The sequence below is a fragment of the Mycolicibacterium gilvum genome, assembly GCF_900454025.1.
Classification (GTDB): Bacteria; Actinomycetota; Actinomycetes; order Mycobacteriales; family Mycobacteriaceae; genus Mycobacterium; species Mycobacterium gilvum.
In genome coordinates, this window is sequence record NZ_UGQM01000001.1 from 5659749 (window position 1) to 5673322 (window position 13574).

The 13574-nt window shown below is 68.2% G+C and carries 10 protein-coding genes and 1 pseudogene; 1 reads left to right on the plus strand and 10 read right to left on the minus strand.

Annotated elements, in window-relative coordinates:
* Positions 1 to 55: 55 nt before the first annotated feature.
* The 10 genes and pseudogenes from fadD32 to glf all read right to left on the minus strand — a co-directional run bounded on the left by fadD32 (position 56) and on the right by glf (position 12429).
* Entirely contained in the window at positions 56 to 1945 is a 1890-nt protein-coding gene (gene fadD32 / locus DYE23_RS26635) for a long-chain-fatty-acid--AMP ligase FadD32 (RefSeq protein WP_115328603.1), read from the minus strand.
* Between the two features lie 165 nt (positions 1946 to 2110).
* Positions 2111 to 3118 carry a carboxylesterase Culp6 gene (culp6, locus tag DYE23_RS26640; protein ID WP_011892065.1) on the minus strand — a complete coding sequence of 336 codons (1008 nt, stop codon included), beginning with the start codon at positions 3116 to 3118 and terminating at the stop codon, positions 2111 to 2113.
* A gap of 18 nt (positions 3119 to 3136) precedes the next feature.
* A pseudogene (locus DYE23_RS26645) lies at positions 3137 to 3524 on the minus strand (DUF732 domain-containing protein).
* Between the two features lie 122 nt (positions 3525 to 3646).
* A complete protein-coding gene (locus DYE23_RS26650; protein ID WP_115328604.1) occupies positions 3647 to 4549 on the minus strand; it encodes an alpha/beta hydrolase-fold protein in 903 nt (300 codons plus the stop codon).
* A 138-nt stretch (positions 4550 to 4687) separates the two neighbouring features.
* Positions 4688 to 5737 (minus strand): esterase family protein, encoded by a 1050-nt coding sequence (locus tag DYE23_RS26655; protein WP_115328605.1) that lies wholly within the window; start codon positions 5735 to 5737, stop codon positions 4688 to 4690.
* A gap of 218 nt (positions 5738 to 5955) precedes the next feature.
* Positions 5956 to 7866, minus strand: coding sequence for a terminal beta-(1->2)-arabinofuranosyltransferase (gene aftB / locus DYE23_RS26660; protein WP_115328606.1), 1911 nt, complete (start codon positions 7864 to 7866; stop codon positions 5956 to 5958).
* Entirely contained in the window at positions 7844 to 8773 is a 930-nt protein-coding gene (locus DYE23_RS26665) for a decaprenyl-phosphate phosphoribosyltransferase (protein ID WP_013473053.1), read from the minus strand. The genes aftB and DYE23_RS26665 overlap by 23 nt, the downstream gene beginning before the upstream one ends.
* Positions 8770 to 9288, minus strand: coding sequence for a phosphatase PAP2 family protein (locus DYE23_RS26670; protein WP_011892059.1), 519 nt, complete (start codon positions 9286 to 9288; stop codon positions 8770 to 8772). Before DYE23_RS26670 ends, DYE23_RS26665 begins: the two co-directional genes overlap by 4 nt.
* Positions 9281 to 11227: a glycosyltransferase gene (locus tag DYE23_RS26675; protein ID WP_115328607.1), complete on the minus strand. Its 1947-nt coding sequence runs from the start codon at positions 11225 to 11227 to the stop codon at positions 9281 to 9283. Before DYE23_RS26675 ends, DYE23_RS26670 begins: the two co-directional genes overlap by 8 nt.
* On the minus strand, positions 11224 to 12429 hold the full coding sequence (gene glf / locus DYE23_RS26680) for a UDP-galactopyranose mutase (RefSeq protein WP_115328608.1): 1206 nt from the start codon (positions 12427 to 12429) through the stop codon (positions 11224 to 11226). Before glf ends, DYE23_RS26675 begins: the two co-directional genes overlap by 4 nt.
* 171 nt (positions 12430 to 12600) lie before the next feature.
* Here glf and DYE23_RS26685 point away from each other — a divergent pair, with 171 nt between their 5' ends.
* Entirely contained in the window at positions 12601 to 13572 is a 972-nt protein-coding gene (locus DYE23_RS26685) for a hypothetical protein (RefSeq protein WP_115328609.1), read from the plus strand.
* The last annotated feature ends 2 nt before the right edge of the window (positions 13573 to 13574 follow it).

Below are 13574 nucleotides of genomic sequence, written 5' to 3' on the forward strand. Positions count from 1 at the left end.
GTTCACATAACCTCACGATCGCGAAGCGACCGGCACGGCCGCCGAGAATTGAGCGTCAGTCCACTTCATCCGGGAACGCGTTGGCCACCTTGCCGCTACGCAGGCTGCCGTCCAGGTACGCCGATCGGCAGGCGCGCCTGCCGATCTTGCCGCTGGAGGTGCGCGGGATCGCGCCGGCCGGCGTGAGCAGCACGTCGCGCACCGTCACACCGTGGCGGACCGCGATCGCGGCGCGGATGTCGTCGATGATCGGACCCATGTCGAGCTTGTGCGCGCCCGGTGCGCGCTCGCCGACGATGACCAGCTGTTCGGAGCTGTCGTCGGGGTCGCGCTTGATCCCGGCGTGCGCGTTGTCGAACACCTCGTCGGGCAATTGGTTGGCAGGCACCGAGAACGCGGCGACGAAGCCGGTGCGCAGCGCCTTGGTGGCCTCCTGCGCGGAGTACTCCAGGTCCTGCGGATAGTGGTTGCGGCCGTCGATGATCACCAGATCCTTGACGCGCCCGGTGATGAACAGCTCGCCGTCGTGGTACGCGCCGAGGTCACCGGTGCGCACCCACGTCGCGTCCGCCTCGGCGCCCTCGGCGTGTGACGGCGTGGTCCGCGACTTGAGCAGGTTCTGGAAGGTCGCGATGGTCTCCTCGGGCTTGTTCCAGTACCCGGTGCCCATGTTCTGACCGCTGATCCAGATCTCACCGATCTGCCCGTCCGGCAGTTCGGTCGCGGTGTCGTTGTCGACGATCACCGCCCACTCCGCGATGCCGATCTGGCCGGCGCCGGCCTGGGCGACGGCCTTCGGCGAGTCGTCGGGCACCTGCACGAACCGGTGGCTGTTCAGCTCGTCGCGGTCCACCGAGATGATCTTCGGATGCTCGTGGATCGGGGTCGTCGACACGAACAGCGTGGCCTCGGCCAGACCGTAGGACGGCTTGATCGCCTCGGGCTTGAAACCGTAGGGGCTGAACGCCTCGTTGAACCGGCGCACGGTCGCGGCCGAGATCGGCTCGCTGCCGTTGAGGATGCACTTGATGTTGGACAGGTCCAGCGGCGGCTCGTCGTCCTTGGGCAGCGCACGCGCGGCGGCGTGGTCGAACGCGAAGTTCGGGGCCACCGAGATGACACCGCCGGTGTCGTCGGGCTTGCGCGCCATCGCCCGGATCCAGCGACCCGGCCTGCGGACGAACGCCGCCGGCGTCATGAACGAGATGTGGTGGCCGAGCATCGGCGACAGCAGCACCGTGATCAACCCCATGTCGTGGAAGAACGGCAGCCAGGACACCCCGCGGTCGCCCTCTTCGGCGTCGAGCGCCTCGATCACCTGGACCACGTTGGTGGCGAGGTTGAGGTGGGTGATCTGTACGCCAGTGGGGATGCGGGTCGAGCCCGAGGTGTACTGCAGGTAGGCGATCGTGTCGTGCTGCACGTCGACCGGTTCCCAGGTGGCGCCGACCTCGTCGGGCACGGCGTCGACCGCGATGACGCGCGGACGGTCCTTGGCGGGCCGGGTCCGGAAGAACTTGCGCACGCCCTCGGCGGCGGCGGTCGTGGTCAGGATCGCCGACGGCGTGCAGTCGTCGAGGACCGCATGCAGGCGTCCGACATGGCCGGGTTCGTTCGGGTCGAACAGCGGGACCGCGATGCGGCCGGAGTACAGGGTGCCGAAGAACGCGACGAGGTAGTCCAGGTTCTGCGGGCACAGGATCGCGACCCGGTCGCCGGGCTCGGTCACCTGCTGCAGACGGGCGCCGACGGCCTTGTTGCGGGTGCTGAAGTCCGCCCAGTGCAGGTCACGTTCCACGCCGTCGCGCTCGGTGGAGAAGTCGATGAACCGGTAGGCCATCTTGTCGCCGCGCACCTTGGCCCACCGTTCGACGTGACGGACCAAGTTTCCGTTGTCGGGGAACTTGATCAAGCCGTCCTTGAGGAACGGGTTGTGGAAGGCCATCTCATACTCCAATCAAGCGGGAAATCCCCGGAAGCCCCGAAGATCGTACCGGGGAAGTGGCCCCCCACCAGTCAACCGCCGGCGACCGCTCTTAGATTTTCCTTAATCTGCTGGCAATGCTAGGCGACCTGCGCAACCAAGGCCAAATCAACGTTACGACTTCACTCACCCGTGTTTCGGCTCCGGCGCGCCGCTGATCAGACCTTGCGCCCAGTTCAACGTCCAACCCGTCGCCGACAGCCCGTCGAGGTTCCAGAAATCCGGCGTGGCGTACATCGCATGCACCGGTTGACCAGCACCTCCCGACAGCACCTGCAGGGTCTGCGGCAGCTGGGTGATGTTGAACGCGGATTCCGGCGCCGCACAGATCAGGTCACCCCGGGCGCAGATCTCGAAGGTCCGGTTGTTGAGCAGGCCGAACCCGCCCGGACGCGGGCCGCTCATCGTCAACCCCAGCGCCGACAGCGTCGGCACCTCGTGCAGCGTGATCTCGGCACCCTGGCCCGGCGCGTTGGGACCCACCTCCTGGCCCACGCCCGCCTGCCGGCGCCCGTCGGCGATCAGCGCCACCCCCAGCACCAGATCCTGGTCGACGGGACCGCGGCCGTTGCCGATGTCGGAGGCGATGTCGCCGGCGATGACCGCGCCCTGCGAGAACCCGACCAGCACATAGCTGGTCAGCGGGCAGCGGTTGTTCATGTCGGCGATCGCGGCGATCGCGGCGCGGGTGCCCTCTTCGCGGCTGTCGTTGTACGACATCTGCTGATCCGCCGACAGCGGGTTACGGAACTGCGCGGTGTAGGGCACGGTGAACACTTCGAGCCGGTCGGTGCCGAACTGCGCGCGGATCGGGTTGGTGACGTTGAGCAGCAGCGCCGCCGGGAACTGCACCGGGTTGAACGGATCGAGCTGGCGCGACGACTCCCAGGTACCGGGAATCGACACCAGCTGCACGTCGGGGCAGCTGGCGTCCTGGAACTCCGGACGCGGCTTGGATGTCGGCGGAACCGCGCCGGGCGGCACCGCGGACGGCGGCACCGCGGTCGGCGGCGTGTCCGGCCTGCGCAGCACGACGATGACGATCGCCACGATCAGCACCACGACAAGGCCCACCGCTCCCGCTGCGAACAGCGCGAGGATGCGGTGGCGTTTCCGCCGGTTGGTCTTCGCCATGGGTGTGTGGGGCTCCTGCTAACAGAGTCGGTCGGTCGCGATCCGAATGTAGTCGGCGGTGGTCGAATGGGCCGCATCCGGTGACGGCAGCTCCGCCCGGATCTCGGCGGCGGCGTCGGCGTCCCTGATGTCGTTACGCACCAGGGGCTCGACGAAGTCCCACACCGCCTGGTCGGTCTGCCCGGCCGGTCCGCACCTGACACACGTACGAGCCGATGCTCAGCGCAGACAGCTCACTGGACGGTTCGACCCCGGCCTCGGCCAGCGCGTCCAGGTAGGACTGCTGATGCGGGCTCACGATCAGCGCGTTGGACCTGGCGCCCGGACTGCCCGGCCCGGGGAGCGCCGACGTGGACATGCCGTGCGGCGATGCGGTCTCCACCTCGGGCTCCATGCCGGCGATCATGTCGGCCGAACACCCGGTCAGCCATGCCGCGGGGAGGGCGACGAGCGCTGACAGTCCTGCCACCGCCGATCGTGAGCCGAGTTGCACGACTCCAAGGTACCGGGCGGGCCCGCGAGGACCCGTCAGCGAATGGTCGCGACGAGTTCGCCGGTCATCGCGGCCAGCTGACCGCTCCACGAACCCCAGTCGTGATTACCCGAGGTCGGGAAGTCGAAGTGGCCGTTGCTGCCCCCGACCGCGCGATAGTGCTGGTAGAACGTGCGGTTGCTGCCCTGGGCCTGGTCGCAGTAGCCGATCATCGCGGGCACGTCGGTGCAGGTGGTGGCCGTCGGGCTGTAGATCCACAGCCGGGTGTTGTTGTTGGCCAGCAGCTGCGAGTGCACGTCGGGGTCGTGCCACTTCCAGCGTCCGAGCTGTGGCAATCCCCACATGTTGCGGACGTCGACACCGCCGAACCGGGCGAGGCCGTCGGTGATGGCTCCGTTCATCGCGGTCGCCGACGGCGTCAGGAAGCCCGACAGCGACCCGGCGAAGCGGTAACGGTCCGGGTGGAAGGTCGCCATCGTCAGCGCGCCGGTGCCGCCCATGGCGGCTCCCACGATGCCGTGTCCGCCCGGCGCCAGACCCTTGTTGGCGGCCAGCCAGTTGGGCAGCTCATCGGCGAGGAACGTCTCCCACTGCTTGCTGCCGTCCTGCTCCCAGTTCGTGTACATCGACCACGCGCCGCCGGCGGGGGCGGCGACCGAGATGCCGAGGCCGGAGAGGGTGTTCATCGCGTTGCCCGCGGTGACCCAGTTGCTGACGTCCGGCGCGGCGTTGAACGCGTCGAGCAGCACGACCGCGTGCGGACCGCCACCCTGGAACGCGACCGGGATGGCGCGGCCCATGGCGGCCGACGGCACCATCAACATCTCGACACCCTGGGCGTGCGCGACGGGTGTGGCGGGCGTGAACGGCGCCACCGCTCCCGCCGAGAACAGCGCGGCCATCGCCACGGCCGCTACTGCTCGAACGATCCCACGCATCTGCGCCCCACTTTCGTACGTCGAGAACCTCCGCGTTAGTGAATCACATCACCGCGACGGGCCGGGCGCGAAAAGATCGACGGCGGCGACCCCGGGTAGGGGATCGCCGCCGTCAATTGTCAGGCTTGCCGAGCGTGCCTAGCCGCCCGCGCCGGGGGCCTCGGCTCCGGCCGCTGCTGCCGGTGCCGACGGCTGCGGAACCGCGCCGAGCACCCGCTGGATGTCAGGCTTCATCTGCTGCAGCTGCTGTCCCCAGTAGGGCCAGTCGTGCGTGCCGCCCGCCGGGAAGTTGAACACGCCGTTCTTGCCGCCCGCGGCGATGTACTCCTCCTGGAAGGTCTTGTTGGTGCGCAGCGTGAGGCTCTCCAGGAACTTGGCCGGCAAGTTGTCGCCCGCCACGTTGCCGTTGACCTCGGCCGGCTTGCCGTTGCCCGCGTAGACCCAGATGCGGGTGTTGTTGGCGACCAGCTTGCCGATGTTGACCATCGGGTCGTTGCGCTTCCAGGCGCTGCTCTCGTCCTCGGTGCGGCCCCACATGTCGTTGGCCTTGTAGCCGCCCGCGTCACCCATCGAGATGTTGATCAGGAACGGCCACCATCCCTCGGACGGGTTCAGGTAGCCCGACAGCGACGCCGCGTACTGGAACTGCTGCGGGTGGTAGATCGCCAGCGTCAGCGCGGCCGAACCGGCCATCGACAGGCCGACGGCGGCGTTGCGGTTCGGGTCGACGCCCTTGTTGGCGGCGAGGTAGGCGGGCAGCTCCTGGGTCAGGAAGGTCTCCCACTTGTAGGTGCTGCAACCGGCCTTGCCACAGGCCGGGCTGTACCAGTCGCTGTAGAAGCTGGACTGGCCGCCGACGGGCATGATCACCGCGAGGCCGGAGTCGAGGTACCACTCGAACGCCGGGGTGTTGATGTCCCAGCCGTTGAAGTCTTCCTGCGCACGCAGACCGTCGAGCAGGTACACGCCGGGCGCGTTCGGCCCGCCGCTCTGGAACTGGACCTTGATGTCGCGTCCCATACCGGCCGAGGGCACCATCAGGTACTCCACCGGAAGGCCCGGACGCGAGAACGCGCCGGCGGTGGCCGAGCCACCCACGGCGCTGATCAGACCGGGCAGCACGATCGCCGCAAGCGCGACCACCGTGCTCCGGCGAGCTGCTGCGCGCAGCTTCCCAACGAACTTCATGCTTGAGTTTTTCCCATCTGTCGTAAAACGGCAGTAGGCCGTCGCTTTTCCCAAGCGATCCCCGAGTCCGGCCCAATTGCCCTGTAGTCAACCACACCTTTGTGGTGATCTCTCATTTCGTCACAGTCAATATCGGACCGACATGGCTACTGCGTTACGAAAGCAGAAAACCTTCCCTGCCAGCAAATCGCGTGTCCCGCACGGCCCCTGTACCGCCGTCACGGACCCGTCGGCGGCATCCCGGTGTACTGCGGATTGATCGGCTCGGGAATCGGCAGACCGCACCGGTGCAGTTCGTAGAGCGGCACCCGGTCCAGCCGGTAGCGGGTGTACTCCGCGGCGTTCACCAGATTCGACAGGAACCGGCGCGGACCCATCGGCGCCCGGATCGCGTCGAGCATCCTCTCGGTCTCCGGACACGTCAGGGCCACCTCCGCCTGGCGGATCCAGTCCTCGTCCAGATAGTCCGGGATGTAGGGCTCGACCTTGAAGAACGGCCCCTCGGCGACCGCCCAGTCGGGAAAGAGGTTCTTGTCGTGGCCGATTCGGCCGTCCTCGATCCGGGCGGTATGTGCGGCAAGGGGATTGGCCAGCCCGATCTGATCGATGACGCGCACGTCGAGGCCGACGTTCATGCCGAGCATGCCCATGTTGGTGAAGAACACCGTGTGCGGCCCGCGGTAGTCCGGGGGTGCGTCCGGCGGCGGCGGATAGGCCGGCACCACGTCCCACATGTCGTAGTTCCCCGACGGCAGCAGCAGCGCCCCGTCCGGGGTGTTCTCGATCGCGGTGACCACCGCGCGCATCCGCGGGTAGTCCAGGTAGTCCGCCGCGGTCAGCGGGTGGGCGTGACCCGTCGCCTGGGCGTAGAAGCGCCGTTCGTCGACGATGCCGGTGTAGGTGACCCGGGTGGCGTCGGCGCCCATGCCCGGCGAGTGCGCGGCCCACAGCGACCAACCGGCGACCGCGAGCCACAGCAGGCTGGTCGCCCCGGCGTACAGATAGCCCGCACCGCGCGCCATCCGGCGGCCGTCGGGCAGCAGCAGCGGGATCACCGACACCGGCGCCAGCAGGCAGAACAACGGTGTCAGCAGCACGCGGCCGTGCATGAAGTCGCCACCCTGGCGGATCCAGTACACCGCCTGCAGCAGGCCGCTGAGAAGCATGAAAACCACGACGGCCGAAGGGCTCTGGACCAGCCGGGCGAGCCGGCCCGAACCCGGGCGACGGTCGACCCGTGGCGGCCGCCCGCACAGCAGCATCACCATGACCGCCAGGCCGATCAGCAGCACCGCGGCCGCCCACAGCAGATAGGGCTGGTTGAAGTTCGCCAGGTAGGTGAAGCCCTGCTGCCACTTCGCCCCGGTCGCATCCTTGGCCAGCGCCGTACCGGGAAACAGCAGACCGTAGTAGCCCATCCGGAAGATCTGGTAGGCCACCGGCAGCAGCCCGCCCGCGACGAAGATCAGCGCCCGTCTGCGCCAACCGCCTGCGGCGATCAGCATCATCACCAGTGCGAGCCCACCGATCAGCGCGAGTTCGGGACGCACCAGCACGCTGAACCCGGCCACCGCCGCGAGTGCTGCGTCGAAGGTCCGTGTCGTCTCCCGCCGGGCCTGCGACCAGGCCACCATCATCCACCACAGCAGACCGAGATAGGCCAGCACCAAACCGTTTTCGAGACCCGAGGTGGCGAAGTCGCGCGCCGGGGGCACCGCGATGTAGACCAGCGCCCCGGCCGGCAGCAGCAGCGCCTTGCGGCCTCTCAGGACGGGGGCGTACAGCCGCGCGGTGCCGAGCATCACCAGCACGACGCCGAGCACACTGAGGATCAGCGCGAAGGTCAGCGCGACGTACTCGAGCCGGGCGGGGCCTGCGACCAGGCCACCGAAATACATCAGGTACGACCAGGCCGTCGAGGTGTTGGCCTCCACCCGTTCGCCGGCGTTGAACACAGGGCCGTTGCCCGCCAGCATGTTCCGGGTGGTGCGCAGCACGATCAGGCCGTCGTCGGCGATCCAGCGGCGCTGCCAGGCACCCCAGCCGAACAGCAGCGCGACCGCGGTGACGCTCAACCAGAGGCTGATCCGCACCCGGACCACGGTGTCAGCCGAGGAAGACTGCGGCACCGATGGTCCCGATCCACGTCAGCAGCAGCAGTTGCAGCACGCGATCCTTCAACGCGATCTCCTCGGGCTCGCCGGCGAGTCCGCCGTCCACGTCGACGGCGTAGCGCAGGATCGCGATGGTGATCGGGATGATCGTGACGGCATACCAGGATGCGGCCGCGCCGTCACGCTCGAAGGCCCAGAGGCTGTAGCAGACCACCATCGACGTGGCCGCCACCGTCCACACGAACCGCAGATACGACGCGGTGTAGCTCTCCAGCGACTTGCGGATCTTGGCGCCCGTCCGCTCGGCGAGTTGCAGTTCGGCATAACGCTTTCCGGCCACCATGAACAGCGAGCCGAACGTCATCACCAGCAGGAACCACTGGGACAGGGGGATGCCCGCGGCCGCGCCGCCCGCGATCGCCCGGATCAGGTACGCCGACGACACGATGCAGATGTCCAGCACCGCCTGGTGCTTCAGCCCGAAGCAGTACGCCAGCTGCATCAGGATGTACACGCCGATCACCAGCGTGAGATTCACCGAGGCGAGCAGCGAGATGCCCAGCGCCGCAAGGCCGAGGACCACCGCGAGGGTGTAGGCCAGCCACTCGGGCACCACGCCCGCGGCGATCGGGCGGAACCGCTTGGTCGGGTGCTGACGGTCGGCCTCGACGTCGCGCGAATCGTTGACCAGATAGATGCACGAGGCGGCCAACGAGAACGCGACGAACGCGATCAGGATGTTGATCGCCATCTCGTCGTAGTCGTAGCGGATGTCGCCGCCGAGCGCCGCGATCGGCGCGGCGAGCACCAGCAGGTTCTTCACCCACTGCCGCGGGCGGATCGCCTTGATGACTCCGGTGACGATGTTCTTCGGCGGCCCCGCAGTGGAATTCGCGTCGCGCGCGACCTCGGACGTACTCATGTGGTTGCTCCTTCCAGGGCCCTTTCGACTGCCTTGGCCACTGCGGCGCCGACCACCACCCCGGCGAGCACATCTGTCGGATAGTGCACCCCGAGTACCAGACGCGACAGCGCCATCGGCGGAATCAGCAACGCGGGCAACGGAAGTCCCGTCGGGCGGGCGAGCAGCAGGGCAGCGGCCGTCGTCGACGTCGCGTGCGCGGACGGAAAACTCAACCGGCTCGGCGTGGCGACGTTCACCGCGATCGCCGGATGGTGCGGCCGCGTGCGCCTGACCACGCGCTTGATCACCACCGCGGCGGCGTGCGCGGCGAACGCGCCCGCGCCCGCGGCCAGGTAGTCGCTGCGCTGACGCGGCGAGACCAGCGCCCCGATCCCCGCGAGCGCGAGCCATCCGAGGCTGTGTTCACCGAAGTGGGACATCGCCCGCGCGACGGGCAGCACACCCGGGCGTGCGCCCAGCGTCGACTGCACCGCCACCAGCACGGCGTCCTCGCCGCGCGGACTGTCAGCCATGACCCGACTCGGACGTGGAATTGAGCACTCGCTCCCACTCGTCCTTGCTGGTCAAGGTCGGCAGCGCGGCCCGGTAGACCTTGCGCATACGGTCGAATTTGCGGGCCAGCTTCGCCTGGCGCTTGAGTGACTCGCGCAGCAACTCGAACATCTTCTCGCGGTCACGCTGGCGGTAGACCACGCCGCGTCCGTCGGCGGTGGTCACGGTGACCCCGTCGACCTTGCACAGCGAGAACCAGCGCGCGTCCTGGGTCGCGACGTTGATCTGCGGGCGCTGGTGATGCACCGGATCGTGGGGCTTGAGCTGGTGGGCGATCCCGCGTCCGAGGCGCAGCGAGATCGCCAGCGGGTTGGTCGGGATCTCCACCTTCTTGCGCCACGTCTTGTCCGATGGCGGGGGCAACGCGGTCGCGCTCTCGAGCACGACCGCGTCCGGATAGTCCTTGCGCATCCTGCGCACCTCGGGCAGGGCGGACTCCAGGATCGAGAACAGGTGATCGGGCCCGGCCAGGAAGTCGTCCATCGCCTTGTTCTGGATCGCGACCGTCGAATACTCCAGGCAGATGAGGTGTTTGATCGTCGCCTTGAAATGGCTGGCGATCAGCCCCTTGACGTCGCCGTCCCAGTGCAGTGCGGCCACCACCAACCGGTTGCGCAGGTGGAAGTACGCCTGCCAGTCGATCGCGTCGTCCTTGTCGCTCCAGGCCATGTGCCAGATCGCCGCACCGGGCAGCGTCACGGTCGGATACCCGTGCTCACCGGCCCGCAGCCCGTACTCGGCGTCATCCCACTTGATGAACAGCGGCAGCGGCTGACCCAGCTCCTCGGCGACCTGCCGCGGGATCATGCACATCCACCAGCCGTTGTAGTCGACGTCGATGCGCCGGTGCAGCAGCCGGCTGCGGTACTCCTCTTCGTCGTTGAGCTTGTACTGGGCGAAGTTGTGGTCGTACTCGGTGTTGATCGCGTTGGTCCACATGAAGTTCTCGGCCGCGACCATCTCGCCCATCACGTGCAGGTGCGACGGCTCCTGCAGGTTGAGCATCTGCCCGCCGACCAGGGTCGGGACCTTCGCGAAACGGTTGAGCGCCAGCGCGCGCAGGATCGAGTCCGGCTCGACGCGGATGTCGTCGTCCATGAACAGGATCTGTTCACAGTCGGTGTTCTTGAGCGCCTCGTACATGACGCGGCTGTAGCCGCCCGAACCACCCAGGTTGGGCTGGTTGTGGATGGTGAGGCGGTTGCCGAGCGCCGCGGCGGCCTCGTCGAACCCCGGATGGTCCTTGGCCTTGCTGGTGCCCTGGTCCGACACGATGACCGCGCCGATCACCTCGTCCACCAGCGGATCCGACGTCAGCGCGGCGAGCGCGTTGACGGCGTCCGACGGCCGGTTGAAGGTCGGGATGCCGACCGCGACGTTGGCCCGGCCCGGTGCGGGGACCGGGGCGTACCAGGCGGCGTGGTGCAGCGTGCACTGCGCATCGGTGGTGATGTCGAACCAGATCCAGCCCCCGTCCTCGAACGGGGTCAGCTCGATCTCGAACTCTGCGACGGCGGGGACGTCGGATCCCTCGGTGCTGTGCACGGGGGCGCCGCCGACGGTGATCCGCGCGCCGGTGGACTTCGACCGGTAGACGTCCACGCGGGCGCTGCCGGTGAGTTCGACGCGCAGCACCACCGACTCCAGCGTCGACCAGCGCCGCCAGTAGCTGGCCGGGAACGCGTTGAAGTACGTCGCGAACGACACCTCGGACTCGGCGCCGATCTCCAGCGTGGTCCGGGTCGGCGCGTGGGCGCGCCGGGCGTTGGTCTCCGATTCCTCTATATAGAGCTTGCGCACGTCGAGAGGCTCACCGGGCCGCGGCAGGATGATCCGGGCCAGGGGGCTGACCGCGCGTGACGGTCCGGCCTCGAGGGCGCCGGACGGGATGTCACTCATGCTTGACTGCTTTCTGTGTCGGGCTCGGCCAGCGGCGTCCCGTCGCGCAGGTGCGGTTGCAGGACGTTGTCGTACATATTCAGCGCGCTGGCGATCGCCATGTGCATGTCCAGGTACTGATAGGTGCCGAGCCGGCCGCCGAACAGAACCTTCGACGACGCCGTCTCCGCCTTGGCCCGCGCCCGGTAGGCGGCGAGCACCGCGCGGTCGGCGTCGGTGTTGATCGGATAGTAGGGCTCGTCGTCGTTCTCGGCGAACCGCGAGTACTCCCGCATGATCACCGTCTTGTCGTCCGGGTAGTCCCGTTCCGGGTGGAAGTGCCGGAACTCGTGGATACGCGTGTAGGGCACGTCGGCGTCGTTGTAGTTCATGACGGGGGTGCCTTGAAAGTCCCCGGTCTGCAGGACTTCGAGCTCGAAGTCCAGCGTGCGCCAGCCGAGGCGGCCTTCGGCGTAGTCGAAGTAACGATCCAGCGGGCCGGTGTAGATAACTGGTGCGTCCGGGTTCTCAGCCCTCAGCTGGTCGCGGACGTCGAACCAGTCGGTGTCCAGCCGCACCTCGATGCGGTCGTCGGCGGCCATGTTCTCCAGCCATGCGGTGTAGCCGTCGACCGGCAGGCCCTCGTAGGTGTCGTTGAAGTAGCGGTTGTCGAACGTGTAGCGGACCGGCAGCCGGGTGATGTTGCTCGCCGGCAGCGTCCGGGGGTCGGTCTGCCACTGCTTGGCGGTGTAGTGCTTGACGAACGCCTCGTAGAGGGGGCGGCCGATCAGTGAGATGGCCTTCTCTTCGAGGTTCTGCGCGTCGGCGGTGTCTATCTCGGCGGCCTGCTCCTTGATCAGCGCGCGGGCCTCGTCCGGAGTGAAATACCTCCCGAAGAACTGGCTGACCAGCCCCAGACCCATCGGGAACTGGTAGGCCTGGCCGGCGTGCAGCGCGAACACCCGGTGCTGGTAACCGGTGAACTCGGTGAACTGCCGCACGTAGTCCCAGACCCGCTGATTGCTGGTGTGGAAGAGGTGCGCGCCGTACTTGTGGACTTCGATCCCGGTCTGCGGTTCGGCTTCGGAGTAGGCGTTGCCGCCGATGTGCGGCCGCCGTTCGATAACGAGGACCCGCTTGCCGAGTTGCGTCGCGGCCCGTTCGGCGATCGTGAGACCGAAGAAGCCGGAACCGACGACGAAGAGATCAAAACCAGAGTTCATCGGCAGCAAGGGTATCCGACCGCGACCCCCCGACCCGCGTTGGCCGAGCCGCGCAGGTCGCGATTGGCTCACGATTCCGCATCGTCACTCTAGTCACAGCAGTCCCACCCGTAGCATCAGTCACGTACGACTAGTCAGATCTTCACTTGTCCATTCTTTAGGGAGACTTCCGTGCCGAACCGACGTCGCCGCCGGCTCTCGACAGCCCTGAGCACAGTCGCCGCTCTGGCCGTCGCGAGTCCGATTGCAGTTATCGCCGTTTCCGAATTGTCCGCGTCGACCCTGGCAGACCGCGACGGTGCGCCACAGCACCGCGAGTTCGTCCAGGCCGCCACCATCACCGATCTTCCGGGCGAGTTGATGACCGCCCTGTCCCAGGGGCTCTCCCAGTTCGGGATCAACCTGCCGCCGTTGCCGACGGGGCTGCTCACCGGAACCGGGGCGGCCGCGCCGACCACCCTGTCACCGGGCCTGGGTACCGCCGGTCTGACCTCACCCGGCCTGATGCCGGGACTGTCGGCCGCACCGTCGCTCACCGACCCCAGCCTGGCCAACCCGGCCCTGACAAACCCGGGACTGACGAGCCCGACGGGCCTGACGGCCCCGGGACTCACGACGCCCGGACTCACGACGCCGAGCCTCACCGATCCCGCGCTGGCCTCGCCGGGGCTGACCACACCGGCACTGACCGACCCGGGACTCACGACCCCGGGACTCACGACACCCGGGCTGACCACCCCGGCCGCCCTGACGGATCCGGCACTGGGAGTGTCACCGATCGGGTCGGGTCTGCCGGCCACCGGCGAGATCCCGATCTCGGCGCCGATCGGCCTGGACCCCGCCCTGGGGTCGTACCCGATCCTGGGCGATCCGTCGCTCGCGGCGACCCAGCCGGTCGCGTCCAGCAGCGGCGGCCTGCTCGGCGACCTGACCAGCGCAGCGAACTCCCTGGGCGCCGGCGAGGCCATTGACCTGCTCAAGGGCGTCCTGATGCCGGCGATCATGTCCGCGGTCAAGCCGCCGGTCCCGCCGGTGCCGGCCGCACCCCTGGCCACCGCCGCCGGCGAGGTGGCAGCACCCGTCGAGGCCGGACTCGGCGCAGCCGAGGCCTCCTTCGAGACGGGCGCGGAACCGGGCGCCTAGCC